The sequence below is a fragment of the Serratia sp. TSA_7 genome (genome assembly GCF_052692135.1).
Window position 1 is genome coordinate 970,991 of record NZ_JBQZFU010000001.1, and the last position, 16,100, is coordinate 987,090.

The following is a 16,100-nucleotide window of genomic DNA, read 5'->3' on the forward strand; positions in this document are numbered from 1 at the left end:
CAAAATAGGAATGCACCTCTCATCATGATGAGGCGCATTTTCATTTTGGTCTTTTTTTTTGCTTTTTTACCGGGGAAAATCGATGGATTACAAACAGTTGGGCCTGGAAATATTGGCGCGGGTAGGCGGTAAAGCTAACGTCAGCAAACTGACGCACTGCGCCACGCGTCTGCGCATGGAGTTTAACGATGACAGCAAGGTGCAGGCGAAAGCCATTGAGGCCTTGCCGGGGGTGATAAGCGTGGTGGAGCGCGGCGGCCAGTTTCAGATCGTGGTCGGCAATAACGTGCAGCAAACCTTCCGCACGTTGCAAAAAGAGATTGGCGATCTCAGTGGCCGACAGGGCGAAAAGAAACCGCAGGCCAGGGGCGGGGTGTTTTCGCAGATCATCAGCGTCATCTCCACCACGTTCACGCCGGTGATCCCGGCGATCACCGGGGCGGGGATGATCAAGGCGCTGCTGGCGATCCTCAAACTGACCGGTGTGATAGACGCCGCCAGCCCGACGTATCGTCTGCTGGACACCATCGCCGATGCGGCGTTTTTCTTCCTGCCGGTATTACTGGCCTACGGCGCTTCGATCAAGTTTGAATGCAACCCGATACTGGCGATGACCATCGCCGGCGCCTTGCTGCACCCCAATTTGGCGCAGATGCTGGCGGCGGGCACCGCGATTGATTTTATCGGCATTCCGGTACGGCTGGCGGATTACGCCGGTTCGGTGCTGCCGATTATATTCACCGTGTGGCTGATGTCCTATATCGAGCGATTTGCGGAGAAAGTGTCGCCGACGATGATCAAGTTTTTCACCAAACCTATGATTATCCTGTTGGTTACGGCGCCGCTGGCGTTGGTGGTGGTCGGGCCGTTCGGTATTTTCCTTAACGACCTGGTCGCCGCAGGCGCGGCCATCGTCGACGGCAAGGCCAGTTGGCTGATCCCGATGCTGATGGGCGGGCTGCAACCCTTCCTGGTGATCACCGGCACCGCCTGGGCGATGACACCTATCGCTACCGGCCAGTTGAGCAAAAACGGTTTCGAAATGATTAACGGGCCGGGCATGCTGGCGTCCAATATCGCGCAGGGCGCGGCGACGCTGTGCGTGGCTTTCCGCACCAAAAACAAAAATCTGCGCCAGCTGGCGTCTTCCGCCGGGTTCACTGCGCTGCTGGGGATCACCGAACCTTCGCTGTATGGCGTGACCCTGAAGCTGCGCAAACCGCTGATTGCGGCGATGATCGGCGGCGGCTGCGCCGGTATCTATGCCGGGCTGAGCGGGCTGGTGCGCTATGCCTTTGTCTCGCCGGGATTGGCGGCATTGCCGGCATTTATCGGCGAAAACCCGATGAATATCGTCCATGCGCTGATCACCTGCGCCATTGCCATCGTGGTGACCTTCGCGCTGACCTGGATCCTCGGCTTTGACGATCCTGTTGAGGAGCAAGAGCAGGAGACCGCACCGGCGGTGGCTCCCATCAGCGGCGATGAGCAGCAGATTTTCAGCCCGCTGGCCGGCCAACTGGTGGCGCTGGAGCAGGTTAACGACGACGTGTTCTCGCAGGGGTTATTGGGACAGGGCGTAGCGATAAAGCCGCAGGAAGGGGTACTGCGTGCGCCGCTGGACGGTGAGGTGATGACCTTTTTGCCGTCGATGCACGCGGTGGGCATCAAGGGCGACAACGGCGTCGAACTGCTGGTGCACATCGGCATAGATACCGTCAATCTGGCCGGCCGGCATTTTGCTTCCGAATTGCAGATTGGCGATCGGGTCAAGGTGGGAGATGAACTGGTGCGTTTTGATATTGCGGCGATAACCGCATTGGGTTACGACCTTACTACGCCGGTATTGGTGATCAACAGCGAAGCCTTCCCGCAGTTGAGCTGCCGTCAGCCGGGCAGCGTGGGCTTTGGCGAGACGATCATCACCCTCAATACCCCCAAGGAGCCGGCATGATTTATCAACGTCTGGACGATTTCCCCGCAGATTTTCTGTGGGGGGCTTCTACCTCCGCCTATCAGGTGGAGGGAGCCTGGGATGAAGACGGTAAAAGCCCGTCGATTGTAGATATGCTCGATCATCCTGAAGAAACCGCCGATTTTAAGGTGGCCAGCGATCACTATCACCGTTTCCGCGAAGACGTGAAACTGTTCGCCGAGCTGGGGCTGAAGGCCTACCGCTTCTCCGTCGCCTGGACGCGGGTGCTGCCCAACGGCACCGGTGAGGTTAACGCCGCCGGGCTGGCGTTCTATCGGCAACTGATCGATGAACTGCAGCGTCACGGCATTGAACCTGTGGTGACGCTTTATCACTTCGATTTGCCTTACGTGCTCGAACAGCAGGGCGGCTGGTCGAATCGCGCCACTATCGATGCGTTTGTCGAATATGCGGCGGTGCTGTTTGACGCCTTTGGCGATCGGGTAAAATATTGGCTGACCATCAATGAACAGAACACGATGATCCTGCATCCGGGCGCGATTGGCATGCCGAAGGGCGGAGAGTTGCCGTCCAAACAGGTACTGTATCAGCAAAGCCACCACATGCTGGTGGCGCAGGCCAGGGTGATGGCGTTGTGCCACCAACGCTGCCCCTCCGGCAAAATCGGCCCGGCGATTAACACCACCTCGATGTATCAGGAAACCTGCCATCCGCTGGACGCCATCGCCGCGCACAACTGGGAAACGCTGCGCTGCTGGAGTTTCTTGGACGTGGCGGTGCATGGGCGCTATAACGCGCTGGCCTGGCGATATTTGCAGGATCGCGGGCTGGCGCCGCAAATGGAACCGGGCGATGCGGCGCTGTTGCTGCAGGGCAAACCGGATTACGTGGCGATAAACTACTATTCCACCGCCACCATCGCCGCCAGCCGGGGCGATGCTTCGGACATCAGTGCCCGCGCCGGCGATCAGCAAATCATGCTGGGGGAACCGGGCGTGTACCGCGCGGCGGAAAACCCGTTCGTTGGCAAAACCCGTTACGGTTGGGTGATCGACCCGGTCGGGCTGCGCCTGACGCTGCGCAAAACCTACGAACGCTACCACTTGCCGATATTAATTACCGAAAACGGCATAGGCGCCCCGGATGAGTTACAGGCCGATGGTACAATTAACGATGACTACCGCATTGAGTTTATGCGCCAGCACGTCGAACAGATGCAATTGGCGATCAACGACGGCGTTGAACTAATGGGGTATTGCCCGTGGGCGGCGATAGACGTGGTCAGCACCCATCAGGGCTACGCCAAGCGTTACGGGTTTATCTATGTAAACCGGGGTGAGCAGGATCTGAAAGATCTGCGCCGCATCAAAAAGCGCAGTTTTGACTGGTATCAACGGCTGATTGCCACTCATGGCCGGCAACGCTAATAAAAATAAAGGGTGATGGCCGCGACGATGAAAGTCATTAAGGTACTCAATAATAGCCTGGTGCTATCAACAGACAGCGATAACAACGAAGCTATCGTCATGGGCAAGGGTATTGGCTTTAACAGCAAAGTGGGTGACGTTCTCGACCCGGCCACTATTGAGAAAGTGTATGTGGTGCAGAATAGCCAAAAGGGCCGTGATTACCTGCGGCTGATGGAAAACACGCCGGAGGAGCACCTGGAGATTGTGCAGATGATCCTCGCTGAGGCCAACAGGCAGCTCAATGGCCGCATTAACGAGCAGATTTTCTTCACCCTGGCGGACCACATCAGCTTTGCCATTGAGCGCTATCACAAAGGCATTGCGATCCAAAACCGGCTGTTGTTCGAGGTGAAGCGCTTTTATCCGCAGGAGTTCGCAGTGGCGATGCAGGCGCTGGGGCAAATCAATCAGCGGCTTAACATCGCTCTGCCGGAAGAAGAGGCGGGGAATATCGCGTTCCATCTGGTCAACGGCCAGACCGACGTGCAGAACATGGAACATACCCTGCTGTCGGTGAAGATGCTGAAAGACATTTTCAATATCATCAAGTACCACTTTCGCATCAATATCGATACGGATTCGCTCAATTACGCGCGTTTTCTGGTGCATATGCAGTTTTTTATTCAGCGGATGGTCGAAGGGCAACAGATGGCGTCGAAAGACGACTTCATCTTTGCCCAAGTGACCAGGGAGTACCCGAATGCTTATCGCGGTGCGCTGCTGATCCGCGACTATGTGAAGAATCTGCTGGAGATGGAGATGTCGAACGATGAACTGCTGTATCTGGTGATCCACCTGACGCGTATCACCGACCAGCAGGATTAACCGGAATGCTGTGCGCTGACCGCCTCCGTCACCAGCGCGCGAAAGCGCTGGATGAGGGCGGACGAACGGTTGCTGCGCAGCGCCAGGTACAGCGGTGCACTGAGCTGGGCTTCGTCGCTGATTGCCCGGTAGACGATGCCGTCGCCGCCCAACCGCCGCATCGAGGCCGGTACGATCGACAACCCCAGACCGGCCCCCACCAGGCTAAGCGTCGCGGGCAGGCGCGGGGCCTCTTGGATGACGCGGGGGCTGAACCCGGCGCGGTGGCAGGCGGCTAAAATGGCATCGTACAAGCCCTGGCCCGCAGGGCGGCGGTAGAGAATAAAAGCTTCGTTCGCCAACGACGCCAACGGCAACGGCTGAGCGCCGTCGACTGCCCGCGGGTGGCCGACCGGCAGGGCGACCAGCATGGGTTCGCGCAGCACCGGCTCAATGGTCAGGCCTGGAATGCCGCTGGCCGGCGAGCGCACAAAAGCCACGTCGAGCCGTTCATCCACCAGCGCATCCAGCAGTTCGCCGCTGCCGGCTTCTTCCAATTGGGTGGTGATGCCCGGCAGGATATCGCGATAGCGGCGCAACAGGTTAGGCACGAACGGGTGCAGCGCGGCGGAACTGGTGAAGCCGATGGCGATATGCCCCTGTTCACCGCGTGCTGCGCGATGCACCGCTTCGGTCAACAGCTCGGCGCGGGCCAACAGCGCACGCGCCTCATTAAACAGCACGTTGCCCGCTTCGGTGGCGCGCACGCCACGCGGCAGACGCTGCAACAGTGTTACCCCCAGCTCATCTTCCAGCCCTTGCAGCAGGCGGGTCAACGGCGGCTGTTGAATAAACAGCCGTTCTGCGGCGCGGGTAATATTGCCTTCTTCAACTACCGCAACGAACGCCCGCAAGCGGCGAAGTTCGATCATAGCCATACCTAAAAGGTATCCTTGTTGATTCTGAAATGCATTAGACATCATGACATGGCGGCGCGCATCATACCAGGCATCAAAAATAAGCGATGTGGAACGAACAATGTCTGAATCGGATGCGGTAAAAAACACCCGGCTTGCGGCGTCGCCGGGCAATGGGGAGCTGTTTTGGGGCTTTCTGATGCTGGGGTTGATGGGGTTTGGCGGCGTGCTGCCGCTGGCGCGCAATATGCTGGTGGAGGATCGGCGCTGGCTGAGCGACGAACAGTTTACCGAGCTGCTCGGGCTGTGCCAGTTTCTGCCGGGTGGCAACGTGATCAACCTTTCGGTCGCGGTGGGGATGGAGTTTCGCGGCCTGAGCGGTGCTTGCTGCGCGCTGTTGGGGTTGATCAGCGCGCCGACCGCGATTGTGGTCGGGCTGGGGATGGTTTATGCCCGCTTCCAGAATGATGCGCATGTGCAGCACGTGTTTGCCGGGTTGGCGGCTGCGGCGGCCGGTTTGCTGCTGTCCACCGGGATAAAAATGCTGTTGCCGCTGCGCGGTAAATGGCTGGCGCTGGGGATTGTCGCGCTGTGCCTGATCGCCATCGCCTGGCTGCGCCTGCCGCTGTTGCCGACCATGCTGGTGCTGGCGCCGCTGAGCATTTTGTTGCTGTGGTGGAGGAAGCCCTCATGATGGGCGTATTGATCTCGCTGGCGATTATTTTCACCGAGCTTTCGCTGTTGGCGTTCGGCGGCGGCATGACCATCCTGCCGGAAATGCAGCGCCAGGTGGTGGAGATTCATCAATGGATGAGCGCACAGGAGTTCAGCGCGCTGTTCGCCATGGCGCAAGCCGCGCCGGGGCCGAATATGATGATCGTGCCGCTGATTGGCTGGCACGTGGCCGGCTGGGCGGGGCTGCTGGTTTCCTCCATCGCCAAGTTCGGCCCGTCATCGATCGTCACTTTACTGGTGATGGGCGCCTGGCGGCGCTTCAAGGACAAACCCTGGCGGCGTATCGTGCAGACCGGTCTGGTGCCGGTTACCGTCGGATTGGTGGCGGCCAGCGGGGTTTTGATTGCCGAAGCCTCTGCGCCGAGTTGGCCGTTGGCGGCGATTATCGCGCTGGCCACGTTACTGAGCATGAACAAACGCATTCACCCGCTGTGGATACTGGCGGGCGGTGCGCTGCTCGGGCTGCTGGTCGCTTAGTCAGCGCGGCGTCAGTACAAAACGGGGTTTACCGCCGTGGTTCATGACTTCGTAGCGTTTGGGGGCGGTGAGCGCCAGAAACGCCACCCTGCTGCCGTCGGCGTTGGTCAACGTCATGCCGTCCGGGGTCGGACGCCAGGCTACCGGCAGCTCGGTGAGCGCCAGCGGTTGCAGGCACTGCGATGAGGCGGTGAAACGGTAGGCGTTGGTGCTTTCGATCCGTTCATCGCTCAGTTCAACGTCACAGGCGGCGATCTTGCCTTCGGTGTCGGTCAACTGCCAGTGCCCTTTCAGCGCGGAGGGGGCGAGCAACGGCAACGAACTGGCGAAGGTATTGCTGCACAACAATAGGCTCATAACGGCTCCTGTCAGGGCAATGCGCCGTAATGCGCGCAACGGGGTAGAGGGGAAAAGGGTGATCATCAGTTTCCTTAGTTTCCTTACTGTCGCTTTTGTGGCCGGGTGGAAACATCTTTTGTGTCTATGATGATAGCAAAGTTGCCGGCGTTGACGTTTGGCTTTGCGGGGTGATAATTTGTGTTAATAATTCACACAGGAGGAGTTATGCCTAGAACAACCAGCGTAACCATTGGCGAACAACTGGATGCATTTGTCAGTCGACTCGTTGAGAGCGGCCGTTATGGCTCAACCAGTGAAGTGATGCGATCTGCATTACGTTTGCTTGAGCAAAAAGAATATCACATTGAAACGTTACGTCTTGCTCTTGAAAATGGTGAGCGTAGTGGGGAAAGCGCGTTAAGTTTGCGCGAGATCGCGGCTAAAAAGAAACGTGAGCACAATGTATAAGCTTTCGAACCTGGCTGCCGATGATTTCGCCGGGATCTACGAATATACCTTGGTGAACTTCGGTGCAAAGCAGGCTGATCGTTACACTGATGATATGGAAAACTGCCTGCAAACTCTGATTATGGCTCCTGGCATGGGGCGTGAATATGCGGAGATAAAACCCGGCATACGTCGATTTGATCATCAGCAGCATGCCATTTTTTACCGTATTCGTGACCACGATATATTTATCATCAGGATCCTGCATCAACAGATGGAACCGATGATTCATCTGTTGGATATTTAAATATGTGAGGCAGACCCTGCACCTTAGCGTGGTGGACATCAGCGGCGGAATGCACGCAGCGCCTTCCAGACAATCCTGCAATACCACGGTTTCTTCCCGGCAGTATCGTCACTCAGCGCTTCTCAAGGGCCTGCGTGATGACACCGTTTAATCTCGCCATGGCCAACGAGCCTTTCGTCAAGGGTTAGTGGGGAAGGAACAGCAGCGGCTGCTATGTGGACCCTTCAAATAGTGGCAGATTGATAAATTGATGTAAGCCATTTAACAGAGCTATCATCAAGCCTTGTATATAGCGGATTATGGTCAATGCTCCGAAGAGATGATGTGATACCACGCGCTTACAAGCAGGTGGATGTATTTACCACCTCGCCATTGCAGGGAAATCCCTTGGCGGTGATCCTGGAGGCTGAGGGGTTGAATGAAATGCAGATGCTTTCATTGGCTCGCTGGACCAACCTTTCAGAAACGACGTTTGTTTTCAAACCGACCAAACCGGTTGCAGATTATCAGGTGCGTATTTTTACCCCCGAAAAAGAGTTGCCCTTTGCCGGACATCCGACCTTGGGTACGGCCCATGCATTATTGGAGGCGGGGCTGGTGACTAAACAGCCGGGAGTAGTTATGCAAGAATGCGGGGTTGGTCTGGTTGCGGTCAATATCTTACCTGACGGAACCCTGGCGTTTGCCGCGCCAGCGGTAACGTTTCGAACGCCGGCGGTTGGAGAAAGGGACCTGCTAAAGGCCGCTTTTCAGCAGGCGGTTATTGAAACAGATACGATGCCGGTGATTGCCGACATGGGTATTCGCTGGCTTATGGTACGTATGCCAAACGCTCAATCCTGCCTGAGGGTGACGCCGGATCATGCCATGATTAAAAAGCTGCAAATTGCCTGTCACGTTGATGGCGTGGTGATTTATGGTGCCTATTCATCTGGTGATCCAGCTGATTACGAAATGAGAGCGTTTCTGGTTGAAGGGGGGCAGTTGGTTGAGGATCCCGTGACTGGCAGCGCTAATGCGTGCCTGGCCCATCTGTTGAAGGCCAATAACTTCCCCGACGGTGGCTCGACGGCACAGGGGTATCAGGTTCGACAAGGAACCCAACTCCAGCGAGAAGGCCGGGTTAGCGTTCGTTTCATTCACGATGAGCCATGGATTGGTGGACAGAGTTGCACGCTGATTAATGGCTGGCTGCACATTTAGGCGTGGTAATCACTCACTGATTACCAGACATTGTGACCGGGAATGGGTACCGCGCCCGTTCCCGGCCTAGAGTGTACAAGTTGATAGAATACCCCCAGATGGTAAGGAGGCATGCCAATCGACCGCTGTTATTGCAGTTTCTCCTTACGCCGCCCGCCGCCATAGCGTCGCGAACATACCGGTTTTGGCGAACATCACCAGATTCATCAACAGGATCAGGCACAGGCCGATCACTGCGTTGAGGTGCCACTGGTAGCCTTCATAAATTGTCGAGATACTCAGCGCCACGAAATCTTTTTCGTTATGGAGCCGTAGATGGGTTATTTTTCGCAACTTCCATTCGATATTCGTCTTGAGTGGGGAGCAAACGCCATCGAGCATATGGCGGGCGACGTTGATTGCGTCATCATTGTCGATGTGATGTCGTTTTCAACCTGTGTCAGCGTGGCAACCAAACGGGGAGCCAGCGTCTATCCCTATGCATGGAAAGATGACTCGGCCAAGGATTACGCAAGCAAGTTAGGCGCGGTAACGGCTAGCAACACCCGGCGTTTTGATGGCGCAGGGTATTCTCTTTCGCCACTCTCGCTGGTCAATATCCCTGCGCATACCAAGCTGGTACTCCCGTCCCCCAATGGCTCCTCGTTGGCTTTTAAGGCTCGAGACTCAGGGGCTGCTGTATTCTGCGCTTGCCTGCGCAACCTTAAAGCGACAACCATTGCCTGTGCGGCGTATCGAAGCATATTGGTGGTCCCCAGCGGTGAAAAATGGCCGGACGGCAGCCTGCGACCGGCACTTGAGGACTGGCTGGTTGCTGGTGGGGTCATCGCCCAACTGCCGGAAAGAAACCCGTCGCCGGAAGCACTGGCGGCGGCAGCAAGCTTCCATGCGTTGCCTGCGACCGCATTGCGCCAGTGCAGCTCAGCGCGGGAGTTGATTGAACGCGGGTTCGCCGCAGACGTTGATCTCTGTTTGGCGACTGATGCAGACGACAGGGCCTGTCGGTTGCAGCACGACCATTTTGTCGGTAACCAATGAACCCCCCCAGCCTATTAAGGCCTCATTAAACCGGGTTGATTCTCTACGCTGCGGTACATGCCACAGCCCGGTAAATTCGATGAGGAGCGCTTGTAAGATTCGTCGCTGTATTGCAGTTTTTCCTTACGCCGCCCGCCGCCATAACGCGGCGTACATGCCGGGTTTGGCGAACATCACCAGGTTCCCCAACAGGATCAGGCACAGGCCGATCACCGCGTTGAGGTGCCACTGGTAACCTTCATAGAGTGTCGAGATGCTCAGCGCCACCAACGGGAACAGCAGGGTGCTGTAGGCCGCAGCGCTTGCGCCGATGCGGCCAAGCAGGCTGAAGTAAGCGGCAAAGGCAATCACCGAGCCAAAAATCGCCAGATACAGCAATGAGCCGATATAACGGGTACTGAACTCAATCTGGAAGGATGCACCCTGGGCCAGGGCGATCAGTGCCATCAGGATGGCGCCATAACTCATTGCATAAGTATTGGTGGAAAGAATGTCCAGCCCACGCCGCTGGTGGCGTGAACTGATCATATTACCGAGTGAAAAACCGTAGGTGCCGAGCGCACTCAATCCGATGCCTTGCAACAGTTCCGGTGCCATTTGCGTGGCGACCAGATCCTGCCAGAACAGGGCGACGATCCCGGTCAGGCCCAGTACCGCCGCAGGCAGCAAGTTTGGGCTGGGGCGTTGACGGAAGAAGATCATGCCGTTGACGGCATTGAACAGCACCGCCATCGAGAAAATCACCGATTCCAACCCGCTGCTGATATAAGCCGCCGCATGGTAGAAACAGAAGAAGTTAAAGCCGAACACGCAGCAGCCTTGCAGGATGCAAAACAGGTGATCACGCAGCGCAATGCGGCGCAGGCGGCGCGCCAGCAGCAGAACCAGCAACATCACCGCGGCGGAAAGCACGAAGCGGTAACTGATCGACACCGGAATGGCTACCGGTCCTGCCTGTTGCAGGGTAATCGCAATCCAGGTGGTGCCCCAAATCAGCACCACGGCAAGGTACAACAGCACGTTCATAATCGACTCCGGCAAAATAGATTGCCGCAGTATCCGCCGTTGCTCGCTGTCGCGCTTTCAGCGCTTTGCGCACAATTGCATATTCTTGCGCTTTTTTTAGCAAAAGCGCGGGTCGTGGACTGGTGCGGTGTGGCGTCACTCTTTACACTGAAAACACTTCAGCGAAGCGGGGCCGGCGATGTCCAGATACAAGGCGTTTGAAACACTGCGGGAACATAAAGCGCGGTTGCACGGCAGCGTGCTGCTGGGTTCCGGCGTGGAGCTGGCCGCCTGGTCCAACCGTGACGATCGCATTACCCAGGAAAGCGCCGATCACCATACCCTGAGCCTCTATGTCGCCGATGGTTACGAGTGCTATCAAAAAGTGCCCGGCGGCTGGAAGAACGGCGGCGGGCCGGACCGTTTCTGCATTATGCCTCGCCAGTATGAATCCACCTGGGACGTGCGCAGCGATTTATCGTTCGTGCACCTTTACTGCACCGACCGGCATCTGCGGCAAGTGGTGGAGCAAACCTGGGATCGCAGCCCGGCGGCGATCGCTCTCGAACCGTGCGCTTTTGCCGAGGATCCGCAAATTACGCTGTTGTACCGCCAGTTTTTGCTTAACTGCAACTGGCAGGAGCGCGCCAATCACTTGGCGCTCAGCAGTGCTACAACCCTGCTGATGTCGCATCTGGTTCAGCGCTACAGTCAACTGCAATGGGCCTTGCCGACGGTGCGCGGCGGCCTGGCGCCGGCGGTGGCCAGGCGGGTAAAAGAGTATATCGAGCAGCACCTCGACAAGCCGCTGTTGCTGGCGGACCTGGCGGCGCAGGCCGGGCTGAGTGAGTTCCACTTTGCCCGCATGTTCAAACATGACACCGGCCTGGCGCCCCACCAGTTTGTGATGCGCGCGCGGCTGCAACAGGCGGAAAAATTGCTGTGCCACAGCTTGCTGCCGCTGACGCAGATTGCGCTGGAATGCGGCTTCAGTTCCGCCAGCCATTTCAGCAACCGCTTCAAAGCGGCTTATGGATTTGCCCCGATGCAGATGCGCCAGGGGCGTTAATCCCCACAGGAGAGAACATGGAACAACAGTTCGCAGGACTTGGCGTATTGTTTATCGCCGGATTTGGGCCGATTACGCAGCAAACGGAGCACAGCAAGGCGTTTTATGTCGACGCGCTGGGGCTGCCGCTCAAGCCGATGCCCGGCAATGCCGATTATCTGCTGGCCGAGCATGGCTCGCTGGAAGGGGTGAAGCACTTTGCCTTGTGGCCGTTGGCGCAGGCGGCGCAATCTTGCTTCGGCAGCGAACAATGGCCGGCCGATCTGCCGGTGCCGCAGGCATGGATGGAGTTTGACGTCGCCGATATGGCGTTGGCCACCCAAGGGTTGATCGACAAGGGTTACCGCCTGCTGGTCGCCAACCGCGAAGAACCCTGGGGCCAGAGCGTCACCCGCTTGCTCAGCCCGGAAGGGTTGCTGATCGGCATCACTTTCACGCCCTGGTTGCGCGACTGAATTACAATCATGGCCCGTTAGGGAATTTTGCTGTTGGCTTATGAGGGATCATGGATGGAAAACAAAACCCTAGAGATACTCACCTACATCCTCAAGAAGGGGGCTGGCCGCGATTTTCACAAGATCATGACGGAAACCAGCGTCCCTCTGCATCGTAAGGCGGGGATCGACGTTGTCCGCTTTGGGAACTCTTTGCACGATGCAGATTCGTACTTTCTGATCCGGGCTTTTGACAGTGTCGAACATCTTGAAAGCGCCCAGGATGAATTCTACAAAAGCGATGCCTGGCGCGCGGGCCCGAGGGAGGCGATTATCGAAAGGATTGAGCAAAGCATCAAGTCTGTACTGACAATCAGCAACGCTGCACTGGATGCGATGCGGGTTTAGCCTGTCCAAATAGCGTTAAGGCAATAACCGGAACGTTAATCAGGAAGTGCCGTTACGGCACTTCCCTGTTCTGAACCATACTGCGGCTCACTTGCGTACGCTTTCCACCTTTCTAAACTGGCTGCGCAGCAACAGGCAATTGATCAGCACCAGCACCGCCGTTACCGCAAACACCCAGCGGAAGCCCATCAATGCGGAAATACTGGAGCCAATCAGCGGGCCGACCACGTTGCCGAGGTACATAAACGATTGGTTATAGCCGAAGATGCGGCCGGTAACCTGATCGGAGGAATACTTCAGCAGCAGCGTTTGCACTGCGGGCATCAAGGCGCCGTCGGCAAAGCCCAGCAGGAAGCGCAAGATCCCCAATTGCAGCGGCGTTTGCACCCAGGCCATGATGGCGAACAGTAGGGTGGTCAACCCCAGCGCCGCCATCAGAATGCGAGCGGTGCCGATACGGTCGCCAAGCCGGCCGAGACGCGGCGCGGAAACCAACGCGGCAATACCGGGAACGGCAGCGATCATGCCGCTGATAAAGGCGATATTGCCGCTGTCGCCGGACAAATCCTTGATGAACAGCGTCAGGATCGGGCTGATGGAGGAATTAGCCAACTGGATCATCAACGTACTGATGAACAGCGTGACAATCAGCGTCGGATAAGGCAGCGACTGGAATACCGCCTTGCCGCTCAGTCGGTTGGCCTTTTTCACTTCGATATGGCGTTCTTTTATCAGGAACAGGGTAATGAGGAAGCTGACGAACATCAGCCCGGCGGTAACGAAAAACACCACGCGCAGGCCCAGATGGTCAGCCATCAGGCCCCCCAGCAGCGGGCCGACGATCACCCCGGAAACCGGGCCGGTAGATAAAGTGCCCAGCGCCCAACCGCTTTTATCACGCGGCACCTGCGAGGCCACCAGCGCCATAGCGTTGGGAATATAACCGGAGGTCAGGCCCATCAGCGCGCGCAGTGCAAACAGCTGGTAAACGTGGGTCACCATGCCCTGCAGCACAATGACGATCGCCATCCCCAGCGAAGCGCGCAGCAGCATCAGCTTACGGCCTTTGCGGTCCGCCAGGCTGCCCCACAGCGGCGACACCAGCGCAGAGACCAAAAAGGTGCCGCTAAACACCAACCCTGACCAGATGCTGAGCGACTGGTGGCCGCTGACGCCGAGCTGTTCAATATACAGCGGCAGAAAAGGGAGGATCTGGCTCATCGCCAGCCCGGTGAAAAAACAGCCGAGCCAGACCGAAATCAGATTGAGTTTCCACGCTTCCATCAACTTGTCGTACCACTTTGAATTAAGAGGACATTATTGAGCAGAATAATAATAACACCGGTTATCAGGCGTGGGTGGCGAAATAAGTGAGCAAAAGTAAAACCCGCGTTGCGCGGGCTCAGGGATTTAGCGTTGGTTGTCCTGTTCTACGGCGTCATACAGCCGCTGGAGAATATCCGGGAAGGCGGATTGTACGCGGTTCCAGCTTGGCACAAAGGGTTTATCGCCGGGGTTTTCGCTGAAGGCTTGCCCGGCCTGCGAAATCACCCGAGAGAACAGTTCGACCGCTGATTCTTCGCTGTGGCGATCGAAATCCAGACCGTTCATTTTGGCATCGTGCTCAAAGGCATCGATCATATCCAACGCCGTGCGGTAGTAGGTGGCGCGCAGTACGCGAAAAGAATCGCTGGTGATCGGCACCCCCTGGATCGCCAGTTTGCGGTACAGCGCTTTGGTGATATCGCCCGCCATACGCTGCAGGCCGCTGTGCGGATCCTCTTCCGACATTGCCTGGTGCTTATGATCGTAATTATCGGCGATATCCACCTGGCAGATTCTATTAGTGGCGGTGTTGCGGTGGACTTCCGACAATACGCCGATCTCCAGCCCCCAGTCGCTGGGAATACGCAGGTTGTTGAGAATGTGGGTCCGCATGGCGAACTCGCCCGAGAGCGGGTAGCGATAGCTGCGCAGATAGTCGAGAAAATCCGAATTGCCGTACACTTTCTGCAGCGATTTCAGCAGCGGAAACACCAGTAACCGGCCGACCCGGCCATTCAGCTTGCCGTTAGCTACCCGGGCATAGTAGCCCTTGCAGAAATCGTAATGAAAATGCGGGTTGGCCACCGGATACAGCAGGCGTGCCAGCATGCGGCGATCGTAAGTGACAATGTCACAGTCGTGCAGCGCCACACAGCTGGAACGGCGTGAAGCCAGAGTGTAGCCGACGCAAAACCACACGTTGCGGCCTTTGCCCGGTTCGTTGGGCGCCAGCCCTTCGGCGCTGAGCTGGTCGGCAATCGCCGTCAGGCGCGGCCCGTCGTTCCACAAAATGCGGTGGCGCTGCGGCAGGCGGGAGAAAAAGCTTTTTGCATGCAGGAATTGCTCATGGTCGGCGCGATCCAGGCCAATGACGATCTCCTCCAGATAGGGCACCTGCGCCAAAACATCGACGATCTTGTCCAGCGCCGGGCCTTCCAGTTCGGAATAGAGCGAAGGCAGTATCAGCCCCATGGTGTTGCGACCGGAAAATACCTGCAACTCGTATTCCAGTTCGGACAATTCGCGCTGTGCGAGATTGTGAAAGTTGGTGATGATGCCATCTTGATAAAAATCACTCATGGTGAGATCTCCCGTTAATCAGAAAATGATCCAATCCTTCGCACCAGCCCTGGGGGCCTTGCAGGCGCGTACGGTACAGCCGGCCGGCGAAATCGCCCGGTAAATCGAGAGGTTTGTCCTGCTGCCCCCGGATCAACACCGCCAGATCGCTGGCTTGCAGCAGGGAAATATCGTTGGGGCCGTCGCCCAGACTGAGGGTGGTAAGGGGCGAACCGTGCGGTAACTGATAATCCGCGGTTATCCAACGGGCGGCGTTGCCTTTGCTGACGGCCGCGCTCATCACGTGATAAAAGCGTCCGCCCTGGGTCAACTCGAGATCGTGCTGCGCCAGGAGCGTGCGAAACTGGGCAAGTTGTTCATCGTTACCGGCCCAGCGCAAGGGTTCAGAACCGGCACGCCGGCGCGCCAGATGCGCCTGATCGCGCGTTAAACCTGTCCATTGCGCGACGGTTGCGTCATCCACATCGGCAAAGCCCTGAAAGGCAAAACCCGTCTGGCTGCGCAGTTCCCGCAGCGTGGCGCAAAGGCTGGGGTAATCTGCACCCAGGTGCTTGGTTGGATAGTCGGGACGATCGCGCCATTGCGCGGGGAAGACAATCTGCGCGCCGTTTTCCGCAATAAACGGCCAGTGGCTCAGCCCGAGTTGCCGCTGCAGCGGGGCGACTTCTGCGGCGGTTTTACTGGTGGCGATAATCAGCGGCGTCTTCGTGCGCGCCAGTCGTTCCAGCCAGGGCTGCGCCGCGTGCCAGCGGTAGCTGTGGTGATCCAGCAGCGAACCGTCCAGATCGGTGAAAATTAACAGATTGGGGCTCGGTTTCAGCATTTCATCTCCATGATATCGTGCGCAATTCACTGATAAACAGGTTGATTACTTTGTTGTCATGTAG

Annotated in this window: 18 protein-coding genes and 1 pseudogene; 12 read left to right on the top strand and 7 right to left on the bottom strand. The window is 57.3% G+C overall.

From position 1 onward, the window contains the following. Positions 1 to 82: 82 nt before the first annotated feature. Genes ACUTQW_RS04725 through licT form a run of 3 tightly spaced genes read left to right on the top strand, consistent with a single transcriptional unit; the run spans position 83 to position 4,230 of the window. Entirely contained in the window at positions 83 to 1,954 is a 1,872-nt protein-coding gene (locus tag ACUTQW_RS04725) for a beta-glucoside-specific PTS transporter subunit IIABC (protein ID WP_006325088.1), read from the top strand. Continuing rightward, a complete protein-coding gene (locus ACUTQW_RS04730; protein WP_006325089.1) occupies positions 1,951 to 3,363 on the top strand; it encodes a glycoside hydrolase family 1 protein in 1,413 nt (470 codons plus the stop codon). Before ACUTQW_RS04725 ends, ACUTQW_RS04730 begins: the two co-directional genes overlap by 4 nt. Positions 3,364 to 3,390: 27 nt before the next feature. Next, positions 3,391 to 4,230, top strand: coding sequence for a BglG family transcription antiterminator LicT (gene licT / locus ACUTQW_RS04735; RefSeq protein WP_004944140.1), 840 nt, complete (start codon positions 3,391 to 3,393; stop codon positions 4,228 to 4,230). Here the strand turns inward: licT and ACUTQW_RS04740 are convergent. After that, positions 4,227 to 5,147 (bottom strand): LysR family transcriptional regulator, encoded by a 921-nt coding sequence (locus tag ACUTQW_RS04740; RefSeq protein ID WP_004944142.1) that lies wholly within the window; start codon positions 5,145 to 5,147, stop codon positions 4,227 to 4,229. The two genes, licT and ACUTQW_RS04740, sit on opposite strands and share 4 nt — an antisense overlap. A gap of 100 nt (positions 5,148 to 5,247) precedes the next feature. On the opposite strand from ACUTQW_RS04740, the gene ACUTQW_RS04745 reads away from it, so the two are divergent. Then, positions 5,248 to 5,820 carry a chromate transporter gene (locus ACUTQW_RS04745; protein ID WP_006325092.1) on the top strand — a complete coding sequence of 191 codons (573 nt, stop codon included), beginning with the start codon at positions 5,248 to 5,250 and terminating at the stop codon, positions 5,818 to 5,820. Further along, positions 5,817 to 6,338: a chromate transporter gene (locus tag ACUTQW_RS04750; protein ID WP_006325093.1), complete on the top strand. Its 522-nt coding sequence runs from the start codon at positions 5,817 to 5,819 to the stop codon at positions 6,336 to 6,338. Before ACUTQW_RS04745 ends, ACUTQW_RS04750 begins: the two co-directional genes overlap by 4 nt. Here ACUTQW_RS04750 and ACUTQW_RS04755 read toward each other — a convergent pair whose 3' ends face one another. Next, on the bottom strand, positions 6,339 to 6,695 hold the full coding sequence (locus ACUTQW_RS04755; protein WP_004944151.1) for a protease inhibitor Inh/omp19 family protein: 357 nt from the start codon (positions 6,693 to 6,695) through the stop codon (positions 6,339 to 6,341). Positions 6,696 to 6,902: 207 nt separating this feature from the next. On the opposite strand from ACUTQW_RS04755, the gene ACUTQW_RS04760 reads away from it, so the two are divergent. The 3 genes from ACUTQW_RS04760 to ACUTQW_RS04770 all read left to right on the top strand — a co-directional run bounded on the left by ACUTQW_RS04760 (position 6,903) and on the right by ACUTQW_RS04770 (position 8,634). Further along, a complete protein-coding gene (locus tag ACUTQW_RS04760; RefSeq protein ID WP_020438989.1) occupies positions 6,903 to 7,145 on the top strand; it encodes a type II toxin-antitoxin system ParD family antitoxin in 243 nt (80 codons plus the stop codon). Continuing rightward, positions 7,138 to 7,431 (top strand): type II toxin-antitoxin system RelE/ParE family toxin, encoded by a 294-nt coding sequence (locus ACUTQW_RS04765; RefSeq protein ID WP_006325094.1) that lies wholly within the window; start codon positions 7,138 to 7,140, stop codon positions 7,429 to 7,431. The genes ACUTQW_RS04760 and ACUTQW_RS04765 overlap by 8 nt, the downstream gene beginning before the upstream one ends. Positions 7,432 to 7,737: 306 nt before the next feature. Continuing rightward, the gene (locus ACUTQW_RS04770) at positions 7,738 to 8,634 is read left to right on the top strand and encodes a PhzF family phenazine biosynthesis protein (RefSeq protein ID WP_020438990.1); all 897 of its coding nucleotides are present in this window, start codon (positions 7,738 to 7,740) and stop codon (positions 8,632 to 8,634) included. A gap of 144 nt (positions 8,635 to 8,778) precedes the next feature. Here ACUTQW_RS04770 and ACUTQW_RS04775 read toward each other — a convergent pair. Further along, positions 8,779 to 8,922 (bottom strand): annotated as a pseudogene (locus ACUTQW_RS04775) (DMT family transporter); the annotation flags it as partial. A gap of 27 nt (positions 8,923 to 8,949) precedes the next feature. Between ACUTQW_RS04775 and ACUTQW_RS04780 the strand changes: the two are divergent. Continuing rightward, entirely contained in the window at positions 8,950 to 9,672 is a 723-nt protein-coding gene (locus tag ACUTQW_RS04780; RefSeq protein ID WP_006325097.1) for a 2-phosphosulfolactate phosphatase, read from the top strand. A gap of 123 nt (positions 9,673 to 9,795) precedes the next feature. On the opposite strand, the gene ACUTQW_RS04785 is transcribed toward ACUTQW_RS04780, so the two are convergent. Next, the gene (locus tag ACUTQW_RS04785) at positions 9,796 to 10,698 is read right to left on the bottom strand and encodes a DMT family transporter (protein WP_006325098.1); all 903 of its coding nucleotides are present in this window, start codon (positions 10,696 to 10,698) and stop codon (positions 9,796 to 9,798) included. A 178-nt stretch (positions 10,699 to 10,876) separates the two neighbouring features. Here ACUTQW_RS04785 and ACUTQW_RS04790 point away from each other — a divergent pair, with 178 nt between their 5' ends. The 3 genes from ACUTQW_RS04790 to ACUTQW_RS04800 are packed head-to-tail and all read left to right on the top strand — an operon-like array spanning position 10,877 to position 12,588. Continuing rightward, complete coding sequence (locus ACUTQW_RS04790; RefSeq protein ID WP_020438991.1) at positions 10,877 to 11,746, top strand: helix-turn-helix domain-containing protein; 870 nt, start codon at positions 10,877 to 10,879, stop codon at positions 11,744 to 11,746. Between the two features lie 17 nt (positions 11,747 to 11,763). After that, a complete protein-coding gene (locus ACUTQW_RS04795) occupies positions 11,764 to 12,201 on the top strand; it encodes a hypothetical protein (RefSeq protein ID WP_006325100.1) in 438 nt (145 codons plus the stop codon). 54 nt (positions 12,202 to 12,255) lie between these two features. Continuing rightward, positions 12,256 to 12,588: a hypothetical protein gene (locus ACUTQW_RS04800; protein WP_006325101.1), complete on the top strand. Its 333-nt coding sequence runs from the start codon at positions 12,256 to 12,258 to the stop codon at positions 12,586 to 12,588. A gap of 87 nt (positions 12,589 to 12,675) precedes the next feature. On the opposite strand, the gene ACUTQW_RS04805 is transcribed toward ACUTQW_RS04800, so the two are convergent. The 3 genes from ACUTQW_RS04805 to ACUTQW_RS04815 all read right to left on the bottom strand — a co-directional run bounded on the left by ACUTQW_RS04805 (position 12,676) and on the right by ACUTQW_RS04815 (position 16,036). Next, entirely contained in the window at positions 12,676 to 13,872 is a 1,197-nt protein-coding gene (locus ACUTQW_RS04805) for a multidrug efflux MFS transporter (RefSeq protein WP_006325102.1), read from the bottom strand. A 126-nt stretch (positions 13,873 to 13,998) separates the two neighbouring features. Next, positions 13,999 to 15,213: a glycosyl transferase gene (locus ACUTQW_RS04810; RefSeq protein WP_006325103.1), complete on the bottom strand. Its 1,215-nt coding sequence runs from the start codon at positions 15,211 to 15,213 to the stop codon at positions 13,999 to 14,001. Continuing rightward, the gene (locus tag ACUTQW_RS04815) at positions 15,206 to 16,036 is read right to left on the bottom strand and encodes a mannosyl-3-phosphoglycerate phosphatase-related protein (RefSeq protein WP_020438994.1); all 831 of its coding nucleotides are present in this window, start codon (positions 16,034 to 16,036) and stop codon (positions 15,206 to 15,208) included. The genes ACUTQW_RS04810 and ACUTQW_RS04815 overlap by 8 nt, the downstream gene beginning before the upstream one ends. Positions 16,037 to 16,100 lie beyond the last annotated feature (64 nt).

Bases quoted from the DNA above. Each gene is read 5' to 3' on its own strand.
- ACUTQW_RS04725 (WP_006325088.1), top strand. From the start codon at position 83: ATGGATTACAAACAGTTGGGCCTGGAAATATTGGCGCGGGTAGGCGGT.
- ACUTQW_RS04730 (WP_006325089.1), top strand. From the start codon at position 1,951: ATGATTTATCAACGTCTGGACGATTTCCCCGCAGATTTTCTGTGGGGG.
- licT (WP_004944140.1), top strand. From the start codon at position 3,391: ATGAAAGTCATTAAGGTACTCAATAATAGCCTGGTGCTATCAACAGAC.
- ACUTQW_RS04740 (WP_004944142.1), bottom strand. From the start codon at position 5,147: ATGGCTATGATCGAACTTCGCCGCTTGCGGGCGTTCGTTGCGGTAGTT.
- ACUTQW_RS04745 (WP_006325092.1), top strand. From the start codon at position 5,248: ATGTCTGAATCGGATGCGGTAAAAAACACCCGGCTTGCGGCGTCGCCG.
- ACUTQW_RS04750 (WP_006325093.1), top strand. From the start codon at position 5,817: ATGATGGGCGTATTGATCTCGCTGGCGATTATTTTCACCGAGCTTTCG.
- ACUTQW_RS04755 (WP_004944151.1), bottom strand. From the start codon at position 6,695: ATGAGCCTATTGTTGTGCAGCAATACCTTCGCCAGTTCGTTGCCGTTG.
- ACUTQW_RS04760 (WP_020438989.1), top strand. From the start codon at position 6,903: ATGCCTAGAACAACCAGCGTAACCATTGGCGAACAACTGGATGCATTT.
- ACUTQW_RS04765 (WP_006325094.1), top strand. From the start codon at position 7,138: ATGTATAAGCTTTCGAACCTGGCTGCCGATGATTTCGCCGGGATCTAC.
- ACUTQW_RS04770 (WP_020438990.1), top strand. From the start codon at position 7,738: ATGCTCCGAAGAGATGATGTGATACCACGCGCTTACAAGCAGGTGGAT.
- ACUTQW_RS04780 (WP_006325097.1), top strand. From the start codon at position 8,950: ATGGGTTATTTTTCGCAACTTCCATTCGATATTCGTCTTGAGTGGGGA.
- ACUTQW_RS04785 (WP_006325098.1), bottom strand. From the start codon at position 10,698: ATGAACGTGCTGTTGTACCTTGCCGTGGTGCTGATTTGGGGCACCACC.
- ACUTQW_RS04790 (WP_020438991.1), top strand. From the start codon at position 10,877: ATGTCCAGATACAAGGCGTTTGAAACACTGCGGGAACATAAAGCGCGG.
- ACUTQW_RS04795 (WP_006325100.1), top strand. From the start codon at position 11,764: ATGGAACAACAGTTCGCAGGACTTGGCGTATTGTTTATCGCCGGATTT.
- ACUTQW_RS04800 (WP_006325101.1), top strand. From the start codon at position 12,256: ATGGAAAACAAAACCCTAGAGATACTCACCTACATCCTCAAGAAGGGG.
- ACUTQW_RS04805 (WP_006325102.1), bottom strand. From the start codon at position 13,872: ATGGAAGCGTGGAAACTCAATCTGATTTCGGTCTGGCTCGGCTGTTTT.
- ACUTQW_RS04810 (WP_006325103.1), bottom strand. From the start codon at position 15,213: ATGAGTGATTTTTATCAAGATGGCATCATCACCAACTTTCACAATCTC.
- ACUTQW_RS04815 (WP_020438994.1), bottom strand. From the start codon at position 16,036: ATGCTGAAACCGAGCCCCAATCTGTTAATTTTCACCGATCTGGACGGT.